This is a genomic window from Novosphingobium sp. HII-3, from assembly GCF_002916655.1.
Classification (GTDB): Bacteria; Pseudomonadota; Alphaproteobacteria; order Sphingomonadales; family Sphingomonadaceae; genus Novosphingobium; species Novosphingobium panipatense.
The window spans coordinates 15,008-34,231 of the sequence record NZ_PPSM01000028.1 but is presented as its reverse complement, the minus strand read 5'-3'; the positions used below and the strand labels follow the sequence as shown (position 1 = coordinate 34,231).

General features: G+C 65.4%; 26 protein-coding genes and 1 tRNA gene. 10 read left to right on the top strand and 17 right to left on the bottom strand.

Going from position 1 to position 19,224, the window contains the following annotated elements; all coding sequences use genetic code 11:
• Positions 1-515: 515 nt before the first annotated feature.
• Positions 516-592 (top strand) — tRNA-Arg (locus C2R25_RS12030).
• Between the two features lie 56 nt (positions 593-648).
• On the opposite strand, the gene C2R25_RS12025 is transcribed toward C2R25_RS12030, so the two are convergent.
• The 8 genes from C2R25_RS12025 to C2R25_RS11990 all read right to left on the bottom strand — a co-directional run bounded on the left by C2R25_RS12025 (position 649) and on the right by C2R25_RS11990 (position 5,525).
• The gene (locus C2R25_RS12025) at positions 649-1,443 is read right to left on the bottom strand and encodes an NUDIX domain-containing protein (protein WP_103729440.1); all 795 of its coding nucleotides are present in this window, start codon (positions 1,441-1,443) and stop codon (positions 649-651) included.
• A 325-nt stretch (positions 1,444-1,768) separates the two neighbouring features.
• Entirely contained in the window at positions 1,769-2,098 is a 330-nt protein-coding gene (gene grxD, locus C2R25_RS12020) for a Grx4 family monothiol glutaredoxin (RefSeq protein WP_103729438.1), read from the bottom strand.
• 30 nt (positions 2,099-2,128) lie between these two features.
• Positions 2,129-2,362 (bottom strand): BolA family protein, encoded by a 234-nt coding sequence (locus tag C2R25_RS12015; RefSeq protein ID WP_103729437.1) that lies wholly within the window; start codon positions 2,360-2,362, stop codon positions 2,129-2,131.
• A 23-nt stretch (positions 2,363-2,385) separates the two neighbouring features.
• Entirely contained in the window at positions 2,386-2,703 is a 318-nt protein-coding gene (locus tag C2R25_RS12010) for a DUF1476 domain-containing protein (protein ID WP_103729436.1), read from the bottom strand.
• Between the two features lie 143 nt (positions 2,704-2,846).
• A complete protein-coding gene (gene leuD, locus C2R25_RS12005) occupies positions 2,847-3,446 on the bottom strand; it encodes a 3-isopropylmalate dehydratase small subunit (RefSeq protein WP_103729435.1) in 600 nt (199 codons plus the stop codon).
• On the bottom strand, positions 3,446-3,628 hold the full coding sequence (locus C2R25_RS12000; protein WP_103729434.1) for a hypothetical protein: 183 nt from the start codon (positions 3,626-3,628) through the stop codon (positions 3,446-3,448). Before C2R25_RS12000 ends, leuD begins: the two co-directional genes overlap by 1 nt.
• 26 nt (positions 3,629-3,654) lie before the next feature.
• Complete coding sequence (gene leuC, locus C2R25_RS11995) at positions 3,655-5,094, bottom strand: 3-isopropylmalate dehydratase large subunit (protein WP_103729433.1); 1,440 nt, start codon at positions 5,092-5,094, stop codon at positions 3,655-3,657.
• An 80-nt stretch (positions 5,095-5,174) separates the two neighbouring features.
• The gene (locus C2R25_RS11990) at positions 5,175-5,525 is read right to left on the bottom strand and encodes a hypothetical protein (protein ID WP_103729432.1); all 351 of its coding nucleotides are present in this window, start codon (positions 5,523-5,525) and stop codon (positions 5,175-5,177) included.
• Between the two features lie 170 nt (positions 5,526-5,695).
• Here C2R25_RS11990 and C2R25_RS11985 point away from each other — a divergent pair, with 170 nt between their 5' ends.
• The 3 genes from C2R25_RS11985 to C2R25_RS11975 all read left to right on the top strand — a co-directional run bounded on the left by C2R25_RS11985 (position 5,696) and on the right by C2R25_RS11975 (position 8,023).
• Positions 5,696-6,217: a sterol desaturase family protein gene (locus tag C2R25_RS11985; RefSeq protein WP_103729431.1), complete on the top strand. Its 522-nt coding sequence runs from the start codon at positions 5,696-5,698 to the stop codon at positions 6,215-6,217.
• Positions 6,218-6,409: 192 nt separating this feature from the next.
• Complete coding sequence (locus C2R25_RS11980) at positions 6,410-6,664, top strand: hypothetical protein (protein ID WP_103729430.1); 255 nt, start codon at positions 6,410-6,412, stop codon at positions 6,662-6,664.
• A 72-nt stretch (positions 6,665-6,736) separates the two neighbouring features.
• Complete coding sequence (locus C2R25_RS11975; RefSeq protein ID WP_233203939.1) at positions 6,737-8,023, top strand: L,D-transpeptidase family protein; 1,287 nt, start codon at positions 6,737-6,739, stop codon at positions 8,021-8,023.
• Between the two features lie 25 nt (positions 8,024-8,048).
• On the opposite strand, the gene C2R25_RS11970 is transcribed toward C2R25_RS11975, so the two are convergent.
• Both C2R25_RS11970 and C2R25_RS11965 read right to left on the bottom strand, forming a co-directional pair.
• Positions 8,049-8,408 carry a YbaN family protein gene (locus tag C2R25_RS11970; protein ID WP_103729428.1) on the bottom strand — a complete coding sequence of 120 codons (360 nt, stop codon included), beginning with the start codon at positions 8,406-8,408 and terminating at the stop codon, positions 8,049-8,051.
• The gene (locus C2R25_RS11965) at positions 8,395-8,805 is read right to left on the bottom strand and encodes a SufE family protein (RefSeq protein ID WP_103729427.1); all 411 of its coding nucleotides are present in this window, start codon (positions 8,803-8,805) and stop codon (positions 8,395-8,397) included. The genes C2R25_RS11970 and C2R25_RS11965 overlap by 14 nt, the downstream gene beginning before the upstream one ends.
• Before the next feature lie 80 nt (positions 8,806-8,885).
• On the opposite strand from C2R25_RS11965, the gene C2R25_RS11960 reads away from it, so the two are divergent.
• The gene (locus C2R25_RS11960) at positions 8,886-10,955 is read left to right on the top strand and encodes an NAD(+) synthase (protein WP_103729426.1); all 2,070 of its coding nucleotides are present in this window, start codon (positions 8,886-8,888) and stop codon (positions 10,953-10,955) included.
• Positions 10,956-11,421: 466 nt separating this feature from the next.
• On the opposite strand, the gene C2R25_RS11955 is transcribed toward C2R25_RS11960, so the two are convergent.
• The 7 genes from C2R25_RS11955 to C2R25_RS11925 are packed head-to-tail and all read right to left on the bottom strand — an operon-like array spanning position 11,422 to position 13,972.
• Positions 11,422-11,667, bottom strand: a complete 246-nt coding sequence (locus tag C2R25_RS11955; protein ID WP_103729425.1) for a hypothetical protein — start codon at positions 11,665-11,667, stop codon at positions 11,422-11,424.
• The gene (locus C2R25_RS11950) at positions 11,664-11,954 is read right to left on the bottom strand and encodes a hypothetical protein (protein WP_103729424.1); all 291 of its coding nucleotides are present in this window, start codon (positions 11,952-11,954) and stop codon (positions 11,664-11,666) included. Before C2R25_RS11950 ends, C2R25_RS11955 begins: the two co-directional genes overlap by 4 nt.
• On the bottom strand, positions 11,954-12,259 hold the full coding sequence (locus tag C2R25_RS11945; RefSeq protein WP_103729423.1) for a hypothetical protein: 306 nt from the start codon (positions 12,257-12,259) through the stop codon (positions 11,954-11,956). The genes C2R25_RS11950 and C2R25_RS11945 overlap by 1 nt, the downstream gene beginning before the upstream one ends.
• Before the next feature lie 11 nt (positions 12,260-12,270).
• Positions 12,271-12,555, bottom strand: coding sequence for a hypothetical protein (locus C2R25_RS11940; RefSeq protein WP_103729422.1), 285 nt, complete (start codon positions 12,553-12,555; stop codon positions 12,271-12,273).
• Between the two features lie 31 nt (positions 12,556-12,586).
• Positions 12,587-12,973 carry a PspC domain-containing protein gene (locus C2R25_RS11935; RefSeq protein WP_103729421.1) on the bottom strand — a complete coding sequence of 129 codons (387 nt, stop codon included), beginning with the start codon at positions 12,971-12,973 and terminating at the stop codon, positions 12,587-12,589.
• Positions 12,974-13,001: 28 nt separating this feature from the next.
• Positions 13,002-13,784 carry a phage shock protein PspA gene (gene pspA, locus C2R25_RS11930; RefSeq protein WP_103729420.1) on the bottom strand — a complete coding sequence of 261 codons (783 nt, stop codon included), beginning with the start codon at positions 13,782-13,784 and terminating at the stop codon, positions 13,002-13,004.
• Positions 13,781-13,972 carry a hypothetical protein gene (locus C2R25_RS11925; protein WP_103729419.1) on the bottom strand — a complete coding sequence of 64 codons (192 nt, stop codon included), beginning with the start codon at positions 13,970-13,972 and terminating at the stop codon, positions 13,781-13,783. Before C2R25_RS11925 ends, pspA begins: the two co-directional genes overlap by 4 nt.
• Before the next feature lie 161 nt (positions 13,973-14,133).
• Here C2R25_RS11925 and pspF point away from each other — a divergent pair, with 161 nt between their 5' ends.
• The 5 genes from pspF (at position 14,134) to C2R25_RS11900 (ending at position 19,223) form a co-directional block, all read left to right on the top strand.
• Positions 14,134-15,165 carry a phage shock protein operon transcriptional activator gene (pspF, locus tag C2R25_RS11920; RefSeq protein WP_103729418.1) on the top strand — a complete coding sequence of 344 codons (1,032 nt, stop codon included), beginning with the start codon at positions 14,134-14,136 and terminating at the stop codon, positions 15,163-15,165.
• Positions 15,166-15,296: 131 nt separating this feature from the next.
• A complete protein-coding gene (locus C2R25_RS11915) occupies positions 15,297-16,058 on the top strand; it encodes an EAL domain-containing protein (RefSeq protein ID WP_233203937.1) in 762 nt (253 codons plus the stop codon).
• A gap of 215 nt (positions 16,059-16,273) precedes the next feature.
• Positions 16,274-16,834: a ribosome maturation protein RimP gene (gene rimP, locus C2R25_RS11910; RefSeq protein ID WP_103729417.1), complete on the top strand. Its 561-nt coding sequence runs from the start codon at positions 16,274-16,276 to the stop codon at positions 16,832-16,834.
• Between the two features lie 3 nt (positions 16,835-16,837).
• Entirely contained in the window at positions 16,838-18,487 is a 1,650-nt protein-coding gene (gene nusA / locus C2R25_RS11905; protein ID WP_103729416.1) for a transcription termination factor NusA, read from the top strand.
• Complete coding sequence (locus C2R25_RS11900) at positions 18,468-19,223, top strand: DUF448 domain-containing protein (RefSeq protein ID WP_103729415.1); 756 nt, start codon at positions 18,468-18,470, stop codon at positions 19,221-19,223. Before nusA ends, C2R25_RS11900 begins: the two co-directional genes overlap by 20 nt.
• Position 19,224 lies beyond the last annotated feature (1 nt).

Sequence of the window (19,224 nt, the reverse complement as noted above, 5' to 3'; positions counted from 1 at the left end):
TCCCTGCGGTGGAGTGTGATGGCGATGGTGCTCACGAACGAACGCAGCCGCCTCGCTGAAATCGATAGGGGCCAAGGTGAGGCGATCACCCGTGACGCATCCCTCGCGTCCGGTGGAAGTCATGCTGAGGGCTCCTCTGAGGGATGCTGGGGGAGGGGCATCCAATGGGTAGCCGATCCGTGGTGCGATATGCTGCTGGCGACCTCGTTGCGCTCGCCGGTCGAGGCGGCCCCCACGTCCATAATCCACTTGCCGTCGCGCCAGTCTTGCCACGCCAGTAACACTGGCTTGCCATGGGGAGCGGTTTCAACTGGCTGCCAACCTCGCACGTAGATCTCAGTGCACATGGGCAGCCTCCATCGATGACGAAGCGAGGGAGCAAAAGGTGCCCGCCCGGTGTGCCTGGATATGTGACCGCAATGTGCCCGTATGTGCCGAACGTTGCCTCCCTGTTCCCCTTTCAAGTTGACGGCTTGAAGGGCTCAGACTACCGGAAGTCCGAGAAAACATAGTGCGCGCCCGTAGCTCAGCTGGATAGAGCACGAGCCTTCTAAGCTTGGGGTCGCAGGTTCGAACCCTGCCGGGCGCGCCAGACCTGCACCACCTTACCTCGAAGCGCGCCGCCTGACGGACGGCTCGCCTCACGTTCTATCCCCGTCGCGCGCTGCTCTTGAGCTGGCCGAGTACCGGGTAACCGAGGCCGTCGGGAATAACCAGCCACTCCTCGCCATCGCTCAGTTCGATGGCCGGATGGATGCGATGAACCGGATGTGCCGCGATGTCGGCGAGAGCTTCAGCGTGGCCGGCGTATTGCGCCAGTCGCTCAAGATTGCGTCGTGTGGGAAAGATCACCGCGATCTCTCCGCGGTCGGCCATGGCTAGGGCGTCGGCGGCGCTGGTCCAGAAGAGGCGGGAATTCTCGGTCGCGTCGACGGTGACATCCACCGCCCCGGTGCCGAGGTCCAGCACGAAGAACCGGGTGTCGAAAGCGCCTTCCCACAAGGGGCACCAGTGCGCGAAGAACGCCAGTCGGCCAAGGTCCAGTTCCCATCCGAAGTGTGCGAGAACGGTGTCCAGCCGGCCGGTCTCCAAAAGCATCGCCCGTGCGGCAACGGCTTCCCGGGCCGTGACGGGGGTGCGGATGGCGATGAGGAGGCCCGTCTCTTCCAGCGTTTCGCGGACGGCTGCAATCCGTGCGGCGGCGATCTCCTCGGGCTGGTCCGGCAGAAGCTGCCGGGCGAGGTCATGATCGGCGGGGTCGACGCGGCCGCCCGGGAACACGGCCGCGCCGCCTGCGAAGCGCATCCCGTCCGATCGCTGCACCATCAGCAGTTCGGGCGGTCCGCCGTCAGCGGCATGGCGGAAGATCACGACGGTGGCGGCCGGAACGACACGGACACCCTGCGAAGGCATCGGCAGGTGGGAAGGAGCACTGGGAAACATGGCTGGACCGTTGCCGATGGCGTGCAGGCCCGCAAGGAGAATCGCGATGGAAGCGGCCATACCGCCGAGGCGGGTGTCGGCAGACTTTACATGTTGATGTGAGACGGGCGCGCGGCCGGCACGGCGAACGCCTGATTCCAGGCGCAAATGAAAACTGGCACGGCGCCTGCTTAAGGAGTATTGTACCCCGAGAGCAGTCTCGACTGAGGCGGGACCGGTCAGTCTCCCGGTTCCGCCTCCCCGGGGTTCCCGATCAGCCTGAAGGAAAAGCAAAAGGCCCGGGAAGTGGTTCCCGAGCCTTCACTATTCGCGTCTCGCCGAAGGGTCAGGCCTGTGCGGCGATTCCACTATCGGTCATGAGCTGATGCAGCTCTCCGGCCTCGTACATCTCCATCATGATGTCGCTGCCGCCGACGAACTCACCCTTCACGTAGAGCTGGGGAATCGTGGGCCAGTCGGAGAAGGTCTTGATGCCCTGACGGATCTCCATGTCCTGCAGCACATCGACGGTTTCGTAGGAGACGCCGAGGTGATCGAGGATCGCGATCGCACGGCTCGAGAAGCCGCACTGCGGAAACAGCGGAGTGCCCTTCATGAAGAGAACCACATCGTTGCTGCTGACAATGTCGCCAATGCGGGCGTTGACGTCGGACATTTTATAGAACCCTTGGTTTAGTATGCGACGTCAGTTGGGGACGGCGGTGGTAAGTTGCAAGGCGTGGAGCACACCGCCCATGCGGCCGCCCAGAGCCTCGTAGACCAGCTTGTGCTGGATGACGCGGGGCTTTCCGGCGAAGGCTGCCGAAACGACGTGGGCGGAATAGTGATCACCGTCACCTGCAAGGTCGGTGATCGTCACCTCTGCATCCGGCAGGGCTGCACGGATGAGGGTCTCGATCTCTTCGGCGGACATCGCCATGTGTCAATCCTCAGGGTTTCGCGTCAGCCAAGAAGCTGGCGACGGGCTTCGACCTGCTTGGCTTCAAGAGCCGTGCGCACTTCACTCTCGGACGTATCGACGCCCGCGGCGGTGAGATCGCCCAGCAGCTTGCGGATCACGTCCTCGTCGCCGGCTTCTTCGAAGTCGGCCTGGACCACGGCCTTGGCATAGGCTTCCGTTTCGGCGTGCGAGAGCTTCATGCGCTCGGCCGCCCATTCGCCGACAAGGCGGTTGCGCCGCGCCTGGATGCGAAACTGAGTGTCGGCATCAAGAGCGAACTTGGCTTCTTCTGCGCGCTCGCGATCCTGGAAACTGGTCATTGGGACAACCTCTGTCGTGGAGCTTCAGGCTTGCCGATAGGGAACGCCGGGGACCGGGGCAATCCCTGTTTCGCGCGACCTTCAACGATCGACAGGGTGCAGTGTCTGCTTCCCCGCCGGATCAGGGCAGGGAAGCGGTCTTGTCAGGCGGCGACGGTCGCCTGGGCCAGGAACGGCAGGGCGTCCTTCGCCTTCGCCTCGTAGCTGCCGATGGCGTCACCCTGCGCCATGGTGAGGCCCACCTCATCAAGGCCGTTAAGCAGGCAGTGCTTGCGAAAGGCGTCGATCTCGAAGGTGAAGCGATCCTGGAACGGCGTGGTCACCGTCTGAGTGTCGAGATCGACGTCGATCGGGTGCTCCCGCGCCACGTCCATGAGGCGGTCGATCGCCTCCTGCGGCAGGGCCACGGTGAGGATGCCGTTTTTGAACGCGTTGCCCGAGAAGATATCCGAGAAGCTGGGCGCGATCACGCAGGTCACCCCCATGTCGAGCAGAGCCCAGGCGGCATGTTCACGGCTGGAACCGCAGCCGAAGTTGTCTCCGGCGACGAGGATCGGGGCGCCGGCCCAGGTTTCGTCCGTGAAGACGTTGCCCGGCTCCTTCTTCACCGCTTCGAATGCACCCTTGCCAAGGCCTTCGCGGGTGATGGTCTTGAGCCAGTGCGCAGGGATAATGACGTCGGTATCGACGTTCTTGCGGCCGAAGGGGATCGCCTTGCCGGCGACGTGGCTGATCGGCTGCATCAGTCGGTCTCTGCCGGGTAGTGCGGCGCGGTGCCGGTCTGGCCGGGCTGCGGCTCCTGCGTCTTCTTGTCCTTGCGGCGCTTCACGAAGAGGAGGGCGGCGGCGATTGCGGCCGAGCCGATGGCGGCGCCGGCGGCGATTGCGGCCTTGCCGGCCAGCGAGTTGTCGGATTCGTGGGACATGAACCTATCCTATCAGCTTGTGCGCGTCAGATCACGGGCGCCAGGTCGCGCACATCGGTCAACTTGCCGGTGACGGCAGCCGCCGCCGCCATCGCGGGACTCATCAGGTGCGTGCGCGAGCCAGGCCCCTGCCGCCCGGTGAAGTTGCGGTTGCTGGTGGACGCGCAGCGTTCGCCTGCCGGCACCTTGTCCGGGTTCATGGCAAGGCACGCCGAGCAGCCGGGCTCGCGCCATTCGAGGCCGGCGTCCATGATGATCTTGTCCAGCCCCTCCGCTTCGGCCTGCGCCTTGACGAGTCCCGAACCCGGCACGACGATCGCCCACTTGACGTTGCCCGCCTTGCGACGTCCCTTCAGGACTTCGGCGGCGGCGCGGATGTCTTCGATGCGGCTGTTGGTGCAGCTGCCGATGAAGATGTTCTGCACTTCGACATCGGTAAGGCGCGTCCCGGGCGTCAGGCCCATGTACTCGAGGCTGTGCTTCACGGCATCGCGCTTGGATGCGTCCGCGAAGTCCTCCGGTGCCGGGACGACGCCGCCGATGCCGGAGGTGTCTTCCGGGCTGGTGCCCCAGGTGACGGTCGGCTGGATGTCCTCGGCGCGGATGAACACGGACTTGTCGTAAGTCGCGCCTTCGTCGGTGGCGAGGCTCTTCCACCACGCTACGGCCTTGTCCCAGTCCTCGCCCTTTGGCGCATAGGGCCGGCCCTTGACGTATTCGAATGTCGTTTCGTCCGGAGCGACCAGGCCGGCGCGGGCGCCCGCTTCGATCGACATGTTCGAGACCGTCAGGCGACCCTCGACGGACATCTCGCGGAAGACATTGCCGGTGTATTCGATGACGTAGCCGGTGCCGCCGGCGGTGCCGATCACGCCGATGACGTGGAGAATCACGTCCTTGGGCGTGACGCCGGCCCCCAGAGTGCCCTCGACGCGGACCTCGAAGGTCTTGGACTGCTTGAGCAGCAGGGTCTGCGTGGCGAGCACGTGCTCCACCTCACTGGTGCCGATACCGAAGGCGAGGGCGCCCAGACCGCCGTTGCAGGCGGTGTGGCTGTCCCCGCACACGATGGTCGCGCCGGGCAGGGAGAAGCCCTGTTCGGGACCGATGACGTGAACAATGCCCTGTTCGGGATCGGCGTCCCCGATGTAGCGGATGCCGAAGGCCGGGGCGTTCCGTTCCAGCGCTTCCAGCTGCTGCGCGCTTTGCGGATCGGCGATGGGGATGCGGTTGCCGGCAGAGTCCCGGCGGGCGGTGGTGGGCAGGTTGTGATCGGGCACGGCAAGCGTAAGGTCGGGACGGCGTACCGGTCGACCGGCGGCGCGAAGGCTTTCGAAAGCCTGCGGGCTCGTCACTTCATGCACAATGTGCCGGTCGATGTAGATGAGGCAGGTACCGTCGTCGCGCGTGTCGACGACGTGGGCGTCCCAGATCTTCTGGTAGAGGGTGCGCGGTGCTGTTGTCATGATTGAGCGCGAATAGGCGCCCCTGCTCCGCAATTCAAGCGGTGCAAAGGCGCCTTCGTGTGTAATTTTATTGTGGCGGCTTAGCGGCGCTGATCGCGACGGTCCGCGCGCAACTCTGCCTTGATGCGGTCGACGCGATTCTGAAGCGTCCGGGTTTCCTGACGGCTCAGCCCGTTGCGTGCGTAGCTGGTGTAGAGCTTCTGGACCTGGGCGGCGTCGCGGCGCAGGTTCGTCGCCTCTCGCTGCGAGATGGTCCGGCGGGCGGCGGCGCGGTCAATCTGGGCACGCAGGCCGCTGATCTCGGCGCGAACGCTGGACGACTGGCTGGACGTCTGGTGGCGGGGAGCGGCCTCCGCGATCGCGGGAGTGACGGCGGTGAAGCCCAGCGCGGCGACGACGGCGGGAGCGATGATCTTCGTGAACGTGCGCATGACGGTCTTCCTTGTTGAACCCTGAAACCGGAAGCGGTGGCTGTAAGGACCGCTTCGTTGCATTCATTTCTAGGTCTTTGAAGATGAACGCCAGCTACATGACCTGTCGCACAGATGTCCGCCTTTGTAAGAGAGTGTCGCAAGCTGCGGAGCGGCTGCTATAAGGGGCCATGTCCAGCCTTGCAGCCATACTGATCGTCCTCGCCTCCGTTGCCGGCATGGAGTTCGTCGCGTGGGCAAGCCACAAGTACATCATGCATGGCTTCGGTTGGGCATGGCATCGCGATCACCACGAACCGCATGACCGCCTGCTCGAGAAGAACGATCTCTATGCCGTATTCGGGGCCGGAATCAGCATCGCCATGTTCGCCGTCGGCTCGCCGCTGGTCATGGCGGACCGGGCCTGGGAGCCTGGGACGTGGATCGGCCTTGGCGTCCTGGTCTACGGCATCATCTATACGCTGATTCACGATGGCCTCGTACACCAGCGGTACTTCCGCTGGGTGCCGAAGCGCGGCTACGCCAAGCGCCTGGTGCAGGCCCACAAGCTGCATCACGCCACGATCGGCAAGGAGGGCGGCGTCAGTTTCGGCTTCGTGGTGGCCCGCGACCCTGCGGTGCTGAAGCGCGAACTTCGCGCACAGCGCGCGAAGGGCATCGCCGTGCTGCGCGACGCGGTGGAGGAGCGGTAGGGCGGCTCTGTCCCGACCCTTCGAGGCTCGATTTATCCCGCCAGGGAGACGTTTCGGCGCGAATGCGGCACCTTTTCGCCTTGCAGCATGACCGGAACGCATTCTTCGGGAGTTTCGGCAGGTACCTTGTAGCAGTGCCACGGGAGCGACGGTCCTGTCCTCCCGGCACGTATTCTTTAGAGGAACCTTCGCATGAAGAAAGGTCTCATCGCTCTTGCACTGGCAGGCGGCATCGGCGTCGCGGGTTGCGCGCAGAAGGACGAGCCCCTCGCCGCGGCTCCGCCGCCACCCCCGCCAGGTGCCGTAGCCGGCTCGACCGCGGCCGACCGCAACGGCGACGGTGTCATCGATGGCTACTATACGGCCGACGGCGTCTATCATCCGAACTACACGCCGCCGCCGCCGCCGCCGCCGCCGGCTCCCGACCGCACCGGTGAGAAGGGCTGACGCAGCAGCTTCATGAATGTCCGTCCGTTTCTCTGCGGCCCGGCCTCAGCCGCGCTGCTAACCGCGCTTGTCTTGACCGCCACGCCGGCAATCATCCACCCGGCGCAGGCGGCGGCCGCCAAGACGGGCGCTAAAGCCTCATCCGCGAATGCCGCCGACCGCGCGACGGCGGCAGCGATACGGGGCGAAGCTGGCGGCAAGCTCGCAGCATTCTATGCCGGCACGAATTTCGAGCCGGTTTGGAGCGTAAAGGGCCGGATGGGCCCGAGCGCCCGAAAGCTGATCGGCTACATCGAGGATGCGCGCCTCGATGGGCTCGACCCCGACCGCTACAAGCCGGATGCCCTGCGTGCGGCGATCGCGGCAGCCGACAGGGGCGGCGCGGAGGAGCGGGCGCAGGCGGACATCGCCTTGTCCCGGGCCTTCGCCCGCTACGTTGCCGACATGCGAAAGGCGCGTGATGTCGGCATGACCTTCGCGGGCAAGGGGTTGAAGCCGTCCCGCCCGGCGGATGACGCCGTCCTGCGCGTGGCGACCATGCGCAGGCTGGGCGCCTATATGGACGAGATGGGCTGGATGAGCCCTCACTACGTCCGCATGCGCGAGGCGCTGCGGGCGGCTGAAGCTCGGGGGGCGGACCGCGAGACGCTGGAGGTGTTGCGCCTGAACCGGGAGCGGGCGCGCGTGCTGCCCTCTCCTGCGGTGCGGCATATCGTTGTCGATGCCGCCGCCGCACGCCTTTACTACTATCAGAACGGGGAGCAGGTCGGCTCGATGCGCGTCGTCGTCGGCACCGCCCGGACGCAGACACCGATGCTGGCCGGATACCTGAACTGGGCGATCTTCAACCCATACTGGAACGTGCCCGATTACCTCGTGCGGGACAATGTCGCCCGAAAGGTGCTGTCCGGCCGCACGCTGGACTCCATGAACATGCAGGCGCTGGCCGACTGGAGCGATGAGCCCGCCGTCCTCGATCCTGCGAAGATCGACTGGCAGGCGGTTCGCGACGGGCGGCAGGACCTGCGTGTCCGTGAACTGCCGGGGCCGGTGAATTCGATGGGGAAGGTCAAGTTCCTGTTCCCCAACGACGAAGGCATTTACCTTCACGATACGCCGAACCGCGATCTCCTGGCGAAGGATGCCCGGTTCTTCTCCAACGGCTGCATTCGTCTCGAGGATGCGGCCGAGCTTGGCCGGTGGATGATGGGTAAGGCCTACGGAGCGAAGGGCAAGGCGCCTGAACAGGCCGTGCCGCTGCCCGCGCCCGTCCCGGTCTACCTGACCTATCTCACGGCGACGCAGACGAAGAAGGGCTTCGCGCTGCTTGACGACGTCTACCAGCGCGACCGGAGGTGACAGGGGGCGGCCGCGTTTCGAAGCATCACTCCGGGCGGGTCCAGATCCAGGTTCCCACGGTAGCCAGAACCGCGAGCGGGATCAGCAGCCACCAGCCCCCCGCCGTCATCCCTACGACGAGGGTGCTGAACGCCATCGTGCCAAGGGCCGCGTACTTGCCCCGGCGGGTGATGGCGCCCCGGTCCCGCCACTCGCGCAGGTGAGGGCCGTACTTCGGGTGCCGGTAGAGCCGCTCGGCCCACTCCGGATGACTTCGTGAAAAGCACCAGGCGGCGATGAGATAGAAGACGACCGTGGGCAGCAGCGGGATGAAGATACCCAGCGTGCCCAGCCCGACGAAGAACGCTCCGCCGGCGATCCAGAGGGGCCGGCTAAGCCTGCGCATAGCGCGCGGCGGTTTCCCGGATCAGCGCGATCATGTTGGGCACGCCTTGCGTGCGGTTGGATGAGAGCTGGTTCTTCAGGTCGAACGATTCCAGCGCGGCGGCGATGTCGGTTTCGGCGACCATCGAGGCCGGCTTGTCCTGCACTGCTGCGATCACCAGAGAGACGATGCCCTTTGTGATCGCCGCGTTGCTGTCCGCTAGGAAGTGCAGCGTGCCGTCGTCCTGCGCCATGGGATAGACCCAGACGCTGGCCGAGCAGCCGCGCACTTTCGTCGCGTCGGTCTTCAGGGCATCGGGCATGGCGTCGAGTTCGCGGCCCAGTTCGATGAGGAGCCGATAGCGTTCGTCGCCGTCGAGGAACTCGTACTCTTCGCGGATGTCATCGAGAGATCGCATGCAATGGGCATTTAAGGGCGGGAACGGGGAGGGCAAGGGGAACATTGCCTCGGCTATGCGTTCCTGTCAGGAAGATGCCGATGAACGAAACGCCCAAGACCCAGCCGAGCCACCCGTTCTTTGCCATGCACGAGCATGGCTTCGTCCGCGTTGCCACGTCGACGCCGCGGGTCCGCACCGCCGACGTCGCCACCAATGTCGCGGCCGTTTTGGAAGAAGCGCGCCGCGCTCACGCTGCGCACGTCGATCTTCTCGTCTATCCCGAACTGTGCCTGTCCTCCTACGCGATCGACGACCTGCACCTGCAGGCCGCGATGATCGAGGCGGTCGAGGCGGGCATCGCCGATATCGTCAAGGCAAGCGCCGATCTTTCGCCCGTCCTGCTCCTGGGGGCGGCGCTGGAGCGCAGCGGGCGGCTCTACAACTGCGCCCTGGTGATCGCACAAGGTCGGCTGCTGGGCGTGGTGCCCAAGTCCTACCTGCCGAACTACCGTGAGTTCTACGAGAAGCGCTGGTTCGCCAGCGGCAAGGCGATCCGTGGCTCGACGATCGTCGTCAACGGGCAGGAGGTGCCGTTCGGCGTGGACCTCGTCTTCGCCTCGTCGGTGCTGAAGAACTTCCGCTTCTTCGTCGAGATATGCGAGGACTTCTGGGCGCCGACGCCACCGAGTTCGCTGGGCGCGATGGCGGGTGCGACGATCCTGTGCAACCTGTCCGCATCGAACATCGTGATCGGCAAGTCGGACGAGCGCCACATGCTCTGCCGCGCGCAGTCCGCTCGCGCGGCGGCGGCTTACGTCTACTGCGCGGCCGGGCATGGCGAAAGCACGACGGACCTGGCCTGGGACGGGCAGGGAATCGTCTACGAACTGGGCGACCTGCTGGCTGAGTCCGAGCGCTTCGCCCTCGACGCGCAGCTCTGCATCGCCGACGTTGACTGCGACCGGATCGCGATGGACCGCATCCGCCTCCCGACCTTCAACGACGCTTCGGACGTGGCGGGCAGGCCGGAGGAGACGTTCCGCACGATCACCTTCCGCCATGCCCCGGCGGAAGGCGACATCGGCCTGCACCGCCCGATCCGCCGCTTCCCCTTCGTTCCGGCCCGCGCCGACAAGCTCGATGCGGATTGCTACGAGGCGTTCAACATCCAGGTCGATGGCCTGATGCGGCGGCTGGAGTCCACCGGCTCGAAGTCGATGGTCATCGGCGTCTCGGGCGGCCTTGATTCGACGCACGCCCTCATCGTGGCGGCGCGCGCGTGCGACCGGCTGGGCCTGCCGCGCACGATGATCCGGGGCTACACGATGCCTGGCTTCGGCACGAGCGAGGGCACCAAGTCCAACGCCTGGAAGCTGATGGACGCGGTCGGCATCACGGCGGAGGAGATCGACATCCGTCCCGCCGCGCGCACCATGCTGGAAGGCATCGGCCATCCCTTCGGCCGGGGCGAGCCGGTCTACGACGTGACGTTCGAGAACGTGCAGGCGGGCCTGCGCACGGACTACCTGTTCCGCCTCGCCAGTCAGCATTCGGGCTTCGTCATCGGCACGGGTGACCTGTCGGAACTGGCGCTGGGATGGTGTACCTATGGCGTGGGCGATCAGATGAGCCATTACGCCGTCAACGCCGGCGTTCCCAAGACACTGATCCAGTACCTCATCCGCTGGTGCGCCACGACGGACCAGTTCGACGCATCGACGGAGCAGGTGCTGCTCTCGATCCTGGCGACGGAGATTTCGCCCGAACTGGTCCCGGCCGGGGAAGACGGCGCGATTCAGAGCACCGAAAGCAAGATCGGGCCTTACGAACTCAACGACTTCTTCCTGCACCACATCATGCGCTTCGGGCAGAAGCCCTCCAAGGTGGCCTTCCTGGCCTGGCATGCCTGGCGCGATGCCAGCGCGGGCAGGTGGCCGGCGGGCTTCCCTGAAGAGAACAAGAACCAGTACGACCTGGCGGCGATCCGCGGCTGGCTGGAGAAATTCCTGCGCCGCTTCTTCGCCTTCAGCCAGTTCAAGCGTTCGGCCATTCCCAACGGCCCCAAGGTGTCGTCGGGTGGCGCTCTCAGCCCGCGCGGCGACTGGCGTGCCCCATCGGACGCCAGCGCGGCGGTATGGCTGGCGGAGCTGGACGCGAAAGTGCCCTGACCCGGGCGGGCGCCGGACGGCGCACGGCAGGCAGGGCTGATCGCCCGCTGGCGAATGCGGGCTTTACGCCTTGGGGGAAACGCGAGGCAAAACCGGGCCGGCGTCGGGGCGTCCCTGCTGAAACGCGGGGAGGGAGACTGTCGTGCGAACGGCCGGGTAGCAGTCAGGACAGCCCGGCGCGACCCTGTGACGGAGACGGTTCGGACAGGCCGTGCGGGTTCGCAAGACAGGCTATGTCCGCCTTCGTGGGAAGCTGCCTTCACGCAGAAGGCTACCGATTGCACGAAAGTTGGGGTGGAGGGGCCGCTGTGCCGCCCGTCCAGTGAACCGCTCCGGGAGGACGCTTGTGGCGTGGTCCACGGCTTTACACCCGCGCACCGCCCACGACGCCGACCCGAGACACCTTGGCGGACGAGGCCCCGTCCGCCGCAGATGGCGAGGTTTGTAACCTAATGGGTGAAAAATGTCAATCGCGCAACGCGTCGATCTCGCGCGCGAGATCCTTGCCGCGCTGCTCGTCGGTGGCGATGCGTTCCAGCACGGCGATACGCTTGCGCATGGCGTCGACTTCCCGTTCAAGCTCGTGCTCGCGCGCTGTGTGATCGTAATCTCCATCAGCGCGCTTGTCGCTGAGTGCGCGGTACCGCTGGGCCTTGAGCCAGGTCACGCACGCGATGGCGAACAGAACGACGACGGCGGTCCAGAAGCTCATTGTGTAGTCACCTTCGTCTCGTCTTTGCGCAGCGCCTCGATCTGAAGGGCGATCGCGTGACCGCTGCTTCCATCGGTGATGATCCTTTCCAGGACACGCACCCGATTTTCAAGCTCGCTGTTGTGCGTGGCGTACTGGGCGGCCCTTTCCGCCGTCGCGCCCGCCGTGATCTCCAGCTTGCGCTCGAGGAACTTGAGGCGCCGCTTGTACATCTCGGCCAGAATCGCGAAGATAGAGACCATCGCGATGAGCACGGCGCCAAGGCCCATGAAGTCTCCGAAGCTCATCAGGCAGCGTCCTTTGCGCGGCCGTCGCGCAGTGCCTCGATCTGCGCTGCGGTGACGTACCCAGTGTCGGTGACGATGGCCTCGAGGGTGGCAGCGCGCCCTTCCAGCGCGTCCAGCCGCGCGCGAAGCTGCGCGTTCTCCTCGGCAAGCCGCTCGTTCACGGCCTTGCTGGCCGGTTCGGTCTTGCCGCCCCATTCGTCTTCCAGCGCATAGCCGTGGCGCGCCCGGATCCAGTTGTTGATCAGCCAGCCGGCGGTGCAGATGCCGACGATCACCAGCACGAAGTCCGCGTCTCCCCAGTTCATCGTGCTTCTCCTCAGTTCATCTTGGGCTGCGGGGCGCGGGCGGCTTCCACCTCGCGCTTGTCCCGCAGGGCCTCGATCTGGAGGGCGGTGTCGTAGCCCCCGTCGGTGATGATGCGTTCGAGTACACGCACCCGTTCCTCCAGCTCGCGGCTATGCGAGGCGTACTGGGCGGCCTTTTCCGCGGTTGCCTCGACCTGCAGTTCGGCCATGCGCCGCTGGTGGCGGGTCCAGATTGCGAAGCTGCCGACGATGAAGGGGGCGAGCGGTATGAGCAGTGCGAGAATACCGGCGTCCATGATTGTCGTCCCTGTTTGCCCGGAGTGCCGATCAGCGCAGCGAGTCGATCTCGGCCGCGAGGCGGGAGCTGCTGTTGGAGTAGTGCGCTTCCATGTCGGAAAGGCGGCGGTCCATGTCCGAGAGGTCGGAGCGCAGGTGGCTGGACCCGATCGTGCCGCCCTTGCGGGCGCGGCGACGTTCGATCCGGCGCAGCAGGCGCATTTCCTCTTCCTCCGAGTAGAGGCCCATCGGCCGCTTCTGCGCCAGGAAGGCGATGGCGAAATAGAGCGGGAGCACCACCGGCGAGACGAAGACGAGCAGCAGGATTGCCGCCAGCCGGACCCAGAACGCGTCGACTTCGGTGTAGTCCGCGATCCCGGCGCACACGCCGCAGATCTTGGCGTTGGACTTGTCGAGATAGAACTGTCCGCGAGACATTGTCGTTTCCCTTCTATGCTCTGCTGTCTTACTGCTTGTTCATCTGGCGCTTCATCTCGGCGAGTTCCGCATCGATGGTGTCACCATCGGCGAGCGCGGCGATTTCCTCGGCGAGGGTCGGCTGGCGGTGGTCGGAGAGGCTCATGGCCTCGGCACGGCCTTCGGCGTAGTCGACGCGGCGCTCGAGCTGGTCGAACCGGGCCATCGCCTCGTCCACGCGCTCGTTCGACAGGAGCGTGCGCAGTTTGACCCTGTTTTCGGCGCTCTGCAAGCGTGCCGCGATGGACGACTGGCGGCTGCGGGCCTCACGAAGGCGCGTCTGCAGCTTTTCGATGTCGGCCTCGTAAGCGCGCAGCGCATCGTCGAGCACCAGGATCTCGGCAGAGAGCTGTTCGCCCATGTCGGCGGCCTTCTTGCGCTCAAGCAGGGCGGCCCGGGCCAGGTCCTCGCGGTCCTTCGAAATGGCGAGCTGCGCCTTGTCCGCCCAATCGGCCTGAAGCTTCTCCAGCTTGGCGACGTGGCGACGCAGTTCCTTCTGGTCCGCGATCGTGCGGGCCGAGCTGGTGCGCACTTCGACAAGCGTCTCTTCCATCTCGAGGATGATGAGGCGGATCATCTTCGCCGGATCGTCGGCCTTGTCGAGAAGGTCGTTGAAGTTGGCGGCGATGATGTCGCGGGTGCGGGAGAAGATGCCCATGGCCAAATGTCCTGTCGTAAACTGTCGGGTTTCGCCCGTTTCAAGGCGGTATGCGCGCCGGGCGCCCTGCGGTGGATTCTGGAGCAGTTCGATCTCCGCGTCGAGCCTGCTCATGCGAGCGGCGCTCCGCAGGAATGGGACATGGGCGCGGCATGGGCCTGGGGCACGGCGACCTTGTCGGCCAGCGCAACCAGGTTCAGCGCGCCCATTGCCAGCAGGCTGGCGATGATCGCCCAATCGAGCTTGGTGCGGGCCAGTGTGGAGCGTCCCTGGCCTGTGGTCTTGGCGGTGATCGGGAGCATGTCGAAGTTTCCTCTAGTCCTGAACTTTTGTCTTGCGAACTCTTCAGCAAGCCCCGTGCCAAATTGCGAGAACGCCCGATTTCCTAGGTTTGTCCAGGACTCTCCCGGGATGAACGGGAAATGAATTGCCAATATGAGGCGAAATCCACTAACCTTTGGGAATGGAGCGCGATGTGCAGTTCATCGGCCAGTCTACGGCCTTCCTCGATGCGGTGGAGCGGGCAAGCCGCGCCGCCGCCGTGCGTCGGCCGGTGCTTGTCATCGGGGAACGCGGGACCGGAAAGGAACTGATCGCCCAGCGCCTGCACCATTTGTCTCCACGCTGGGGTGAGCCGCTGGTGACGCTCAACTGCGCGGCGCTGCCCGAAACCCTCATCGAAGCCGAACTGTTCGGCCACGAGGCCGGCGCCTTCACCGGAGCCACTCGGGCGCGGGCCGGGCGGTTCGAGGAAGCCGATCGCGGCACCCTGTTCCTCGACGAGCTGGGCAACCTTTCCATGGCGGCGCAGGAGCGCCTGCTGCGCGCGATCGAGTACGGGGAGGTCGTGCGCATCGGCTCCTCGCGCCCGCTGACGGTGGACGTGCGCATCGTCGCCGCCACCAACGCCGACCTGCCGCGCATGGCGGCCGAGGGCGCCTTTCGCGCCGACCTCCTCGACCGCCTGAGCTTCGAGGTCATCACTCTCCCGCCGCTGCGGGCACGCGAGGGTGACGTGCCCGAGCTTGCGGACTACTACGGCCGCCGCATGGCCAGCGAGTTGGAGTGGGGGCGCTTCCCCGGCTTTTCCGCCGCTGCGGTTGAGGCTCTCGAGGCGCATGACTGGCCCGGCAACGTGCGCGAACTGCGCAACGTGGTGGAGCGCGCGGTGTACCGCTGGGGAGATGAAAGTTGCCCGATCGACGAAATCGTCTTCGATCCCTTCGCCAGCGCCTGGGATCTGCGGGAACTGCCGCAGGGGGCGCAGGAAGGGGCTCCTGTCCTGCCCTGCGCATCCGAGCCGGCGCCCGCCGAGGCGGCATCGGCATCGGCATCGCTGCGCGAGGCTGTGGAGGCGCATGAACGCGCGCTCCTTCTGGCCGCTCTTGAGCGGCTGCGCTGGAACCAGCGCAAGGCGGCGGCTTCGCTCGGGCTGACCTACGACCAGCTCCGGCACTGCATCCGGAAGCACGGCCTGCACCAGAGCCGGGATTAGTCCCGGCCCCGCTGGGCGATGCGGCGGCGGGTCGCGCCCCTCGGACTGGCTTCAACCCGCCGTTAACCCTATCTTATACAGCGTGCGCGATAGTCTCAGGCCTTACAGTCGCAGGCCTTGAGGAGATGCGCATGCAAACCGGTTGTCAGGGCTGCAGGTCCACGGACCATGAATTCTCGATCGCGATGGCGTTCCAGCCCATCGTCGATATCGAGACGGGACTGCCGTTCGCCTATGAGGCCCTCGTGCGGGGCGCTCAGGGGGAGGGTGCGGCACAGGTTCTTGCACAAGTCACGCCCGAGAACCGCTACGCCTTCGACCAGAAGTGCCGCGTGGCAGCCATCGAAGGAGCGGTGGAGGCGGGCATTCTTGCAACCGGCGCGCGGCTTTCGATCAATTTCCTGCCCAATGCGGTCTATTCTCCGCTCGCCTGTATCCAGCTCACGCTGAAGACCGCGAGCGCCGTGGGCTTTCCGACGGACCGCCTGATTTTCGAGTTCACCGAGAATGAGGAGATGGTGGACACGGAACACGTTCGCGGCATCGTCGAAAGCTACCGACGCATGGGATTTTCCACCGCACTGGACGATTTCGGCGCAGGACATGCCGGCCTCGGCCTTCTTGCGCAGTTCCAGCCGGACTTCATCAAGCTTGATCGGGAACTGATCCGCGGAATAGACGCGAGTTCGCAGCGGCGGGTGATCGTGGCAGGCATGATGGATATCGCCCGGGGGCTGGGCGTCACCGTGATCGCCGAAGGCGTGGAAACGCCGGGAGAGTTCGCGGCCTTGCGTGCGCTGGGAGTCCGGCACATCCAGGGCTATGTGCTCGCAAGGCCGGGGTTCCGAACGCTGCCGGTCGCGACCTTGCCCCCAGCCGTTCACGCGGACTGATCCCCAGGATCCGGGAGTGGCTGCGCGTCCTCTCGGGTCTGCTTCCGATCTTCCTGAGTTTGCGCCCAAGTGCTCCTTGCAATTTTCGGGAATCGCGCCTATCTGGCGCTCATCCCGTAATTGGTGAAACAACGAACGGGCTGGCGCCGGTAGGGGCCGGCGCGAAGTCGCGTTGCACCAGTTGCGCCGCATAACACATGTCTACGGAGCCAGGATTGGTCGATATCGCACGTCTTACCGAAGTCATCGAGCCGGAGGTCAAAGCCCTGGGCTTCGATCTCGTGCGCGTGCGCATCTTCGGAAAGAGCGAAGTCGGTGACAACGAGATCGCCCTGCAGATCATGGCGGAAAACCCGGCGACCGGGCAGCTTGTCCTCGATGACTGCGTCGCCTTGTCGCACCGCATCTCGGATCGCATGGATGCGCTCGAGGAAGCGGGCGAAACCCTGATCGAGGAAGCGTACCGCCTCGAAGTCAGTTCGCCCGGCATCGACCGTCCGCTCACCCGTCCCAAGGACTATGCCGCCTGGGCTGGGCATGAGACGAAGGTGAACCTCGTCAACCCCGTGGAAGGCAACCGCAAGGCTCTCCATGGCGATCTCGTCGGCATCGAAGGGGATGTCGTGACGCTGGACGAAAAGAAGTCCGGCCGCGTCTCGTTTCCCCTTTCGGACATTCAATCGGCCCGCCTGATCCTCACCGACAGGCTGATCGCAGCAACCCGGCCGCTGGATACCAGCGGCGCGGACGACATTCTTGAGGAACAGGAAGACTAAGCCATGGCTAGTGCGATTTCCGCCAACCGCGCCGAGTTGCTCGCGATCGCGAACTCCGTCGCGTCGGAGAAGATGATCGACAAGTCGATCGTCATCGAGGCGATGGAAGAGGCCATTCAGAAGTCGGCCCGCAACCGTTACGGCGCCGAGAACGACATCCGTGCGAAGCTCGATCCGCGCACCGGCGACCTGCGCCTGTGGCGCGTCGTCGAAGTGGTCGAGCATGTCGAGGACTACTTCAAGCAGGTCGATCTCAAGCAGGCCGAAAAGCTGCAGAAGGACGCCAAGATCGGCGACTTCATCGTCGATCCGCTGCCTCCGGTGGATCTGGGTCGCATTGATGCGCAGTCCGCCAAGCAGGTGATCTTCCAGAAGGTCCGCGACGCCGAGCGCGACCGCCAGTACGAAGAGTTCAAGGACCGCGCGGGTGAAATCATCACCGGCGTCATCAAGTCGGTCGAGTTCGGCCATGTGATCGTGAACCTCGGCCGCGCCGAGGGTGTGATCCGCCGCGACCAGCAGATCCCGCGCGAAGCCGCCCGCGTCGGTGAGCGCGTGCGTGCGCTGGTCCTGCGCGTGGAGCGTCAGAACCGCGGCCCGCAGATCTTCCTCAGCCGCGCGCACCCGGACTTCATGAAGCGCCTGTTCGCGCAGGAAGTGCCCGAAATCTACGACGGCGTGATCGAGATCAAGGCCGCCGCCCGCGACCCGGGCTCGCGCGCCAAGATCGGCGTCATCAGCCACGATCACTCGATCGACCCGGTCGGCGCCTGCGTCGGCATGAAGGGCAGCCGCGTTCAGGCCGTCGTGCAGGAAATGCAGGGCGAGAAGATCGACATCATCCCCTGGAGCGAGGACACCGCGACCTTCGTCGTCAACGCCCTCCAGCCCGCGACCGTCAGCCGCGTCGTCATCGACGAGGAAGAAAGCCGCATCGAAGTGGTGGTGCCCGATGACCAGCTGTCGCTGGCGATCGGCCGTCGCGGTCAGAACGTGCGCCTCGCCTCGCAGTTGACCGGCTCGCAGATCGACATCATGACTGAGGCGGAATCTTCGGAGAAGCGCCAGAAGGAATTCGTCGAGCGCTCGAAGATGTTCGAGGAAGAGCTGGACGTCGACGAGACGCTTTCGCAGCTGCTGGTGGCCGAAGGCTTCAGCGAGCTGGAGGAAGTCGCTTACATCGACGTCAACGAGCTGGCTGCGATCGAGGGCTTCGACGAAGAACTGGCCGAGGAACTCCAGAGCCGTGCGCATGAGGCGCTTGAGCGTCGCGAGGACGCGAATCGCGAAGCCCGCCGCGCGCTGGGCGTCGAGGATGCGCTGGCCGAACTGCCGCACCTTACCGAAGCGATGCTGGTCACTCTGGGCAAGGCGGGCATCAAGACGCTTGACGATCTGGCGGACCTCGCCACCGACGAGCTGATCGCCAAGAAGCGCTCCGAGCAGCGTCGCCGTGACGGTTCGGTGAACCGCCGCGCCCGCGACGAGGACAAGGGCGGCGTGCTCGGCGAGTATGGCCTGAACGAAGAGCAGGGCAACGAGATCATCATGGCTGCCCGCGCTCACTGGTTCGACGACGAAACCGAAGCGCAGGACGCCCCCGTGGCCGACGCGCAAGCTGAGGAGGCCGCTGATGCGGAATCCTCGCAATGAGCGCGTAAGCTCCGACATTGACGGCAGCTCGGCGGAGAGGACATGCATCCTCTCCGGCGAGAAGGCTGTGCGCGGAGAGTTCATCCGTTTGGCGATTTCGCCGGACGGGCTGGTCCTTCCCGACGTCCACGCGCGTGCCCCGGGGCGCGGCGCGTGGATCGGCGTATCACGCGCAGACCTTGAAATTGCGGTGTCGAAGAACAAACTAAAGGGAGCACTGGCGCGTGCATACAAGGGCGCGCCGATCACCATCCCCGAAGATCTTGCCAACAGGATCGAGGCCGCGCTCATCCGCGCTCTCACGGACCGGCTGGGGCTTGAGATGAAATCGGGCAGGCTGCTTCTGGGCTCGGACCGCATCGCGCAGAACGCGCGTGAGGGCCGGGTGGAGTGGCTCGCTCATGCCGCCGACGCGCGCGAGGATGGCTCGCGCAAGCTCGACCAGGCCTGGCGCGTGGGGAGCGAGGCGGAAGGATCCGGTCTGAGAGGCATCACCTTGCCTCTGGACCGGGAGGCGCTGTCTGTGGCATTGGGCCGCGACAACGTCGTTCACCTGGCGCTGAACGATCGCGGAGCGGCTGACCGAGTCGACTCGCAGCTAAAGCGCCTCCTGCATTTCCAGGGGCAGGTCATCAGCCGGGAGGCCCCGAACGGGGACGGCGGCCAACGTGACTTGGATGCCGGCTTGGATGATGAAAACGGAGCGGCACCGGCCGCGTCCGTCACGACGAATTGAC

Bases quoted from the DNA above. Each gene is read 5' to 3' on its own strand.
- C2R25_RS11925 (WP_103729419.1), bottom strand. From the start codon at position 13,972: ATGCTCCCGATCACCGCCAAGACCACAGGCCAGGGACGCTCCACACTG.
- C2R25_RS11900 (WP_103729415.1), top strand. From the start codon at position 18,468: ATGCGGAATCCTCGCAATGAGCGCGTAAGCTCCGACATTGACGGCAGC.
- C2R25_RS11950 (WP_103729424.1), bottom strand. From the start codon at position 11,954: ATGAGCTTCGGAGACTTCATGGGCCTTGGCGCCGTGCTCATCGCGATG.
- C2R25_RS11935 (WP_103729421.1), bottom strand. From the start codon at position 12,973: ATGTCTCGCGGACAGTTCTATCTCGACAAGTCCAACGCCAAGATCTGC.
- C2R25_RS11985 (WP_103729431.1), top strand. From the start codon at position 5,696: ATGTCCAGCCTTGCAGCCATACTGATCGTCCTCGCCTCCGTTGCCGGC.
- leuC (WP_103729433.1), bottom strand. From the start codon at position 5,094: ATGACAACAGCACCGCGCACCCTCTACCAGAAGATCTGGGACGCCCAC.
- C2R25_RS11990 (WP_103729432.1), bottom strand. From the start codon at position 5,525: ATGCGCACGTTCACGAAGATCATCGCTCCCGCCGTCGTCGCCGCGCTG.
- pspA (WP_103729420.1), bottom strand. From the start codon at position 13,784: ATGAGCAGGCTCGACGCGGAGATCGAACTGCTCCAGAATCCACCGCAG.
- C2R25_RS12025 (WP_103729440.1), bottom strand. From the start codon at position 1,443: ATGTTTCCCAGTGCTCCTTCCCACCTGCCGATGCCTTCGCAGGGTGTC.
- C2R25_RS11945 (WP_103729423.1), bottom strand. From the start codon at position 12,259: ATGAACTGGGGAGACGCGGACTTCGTGCTGGTGATCGTCGGCATCTGC.
- C2R25_RS11965 (WP_103729427.1), bottom strand. From the start codon at position 8,805: ATGCGATCTCTCGATGACATCCGCGAAGAGTACGAGTTCCTCGACGGC.
- C2R25_RS11980 (WP_103729430.1), top strand. From the start codon at position 6,410: ATGAAGAAAGGTCTCATCGCTCTTGCACTGGCAGGCGGCATCGGCGTC.
- leuD (WP_103729435.1), bottom strand. From the start codon at position 3,446: ATGCAGCCGATCAGCCACGTCGCCGGCAAGGCGATCCCCTTCGGCCGC.
- C2R25_RS11970 (WP_103729428.1), bottom strand. From the start codon at position 8,408: ATGCGCAGGCTTAGCCGGCCCCTCTGGATCGCCGGCGGAGCGTTCTTC.
- C2R25_RS12010 (WP_103729436.1), bottom strand. From the start codon at position 2,703: ATGACCAGTTTCCAGGATCGCGAGCGCGCAGAAGAAGCCAAGTTCGCT.
- nusA (WP_103729416.1), top strand. From the start codon at position 16,838: ATGGCTAGTGCGATTTCCGCCAACCGCGCCGAGTTGCTCGCGATCGCG.
- grxD (WP_103729438.1), bottom strand. From the start codon at position 2,098: ATGTCCGACGTCAACGCCCGCATTGGCGACATTGTCAGCAGCAACGAT.
- C2R25_RS11940 (WP_103729422.1), bottom strand. From the start codon at position 12,555: ATGGACGCCGGTATTCTCGCACTGCTCATACCGCTCGCCCCCTTCATC.
- C2R25_RS11960 (WP_103729426.1), top strand. From the start codon at position 8,886: ATGAACGAAACGCCCAAGACCCAGCCGAGCCACCCGTTCTTTGCCATG.
- C2R25_RS11915 (WP_233203937.1), top strand. From the start codon at position 15,297: ATGCAAACCGGTTGTCAGGGCTGCAGGTCCACGGACCATGAATTCTCG.
- pspF (WP_103729418.1), top strand. From the start codon at position 14,134: ATGGAGCGCGATGTGCAGTTCATCGGCCAGTCTACGGCCTTCCTCGAT.
- C2R25_RS12015 (WP_103729437.1), bottom strand. From the start codon at position 2,362: ATGGCGATGTCCGCCGAAGAGATCGAGACCCTCATCCGTGCAGCCCTG.
- C2R25_RS12000 (WP_103729434.1), bottom strand. From the start codon at position 3,628: ATGTCCCACGAATCCGACAACTCGCTGGCCGGCAAGGCCGCAATCGCC.
- C2R25_RS11955 (WP_103729425.1), bottom strand. From the start codon at position 11,667: ATGAGCTTCTGGACCGCCGTCGTCGTTCTGTTCGCCATCGCGTGCGTG.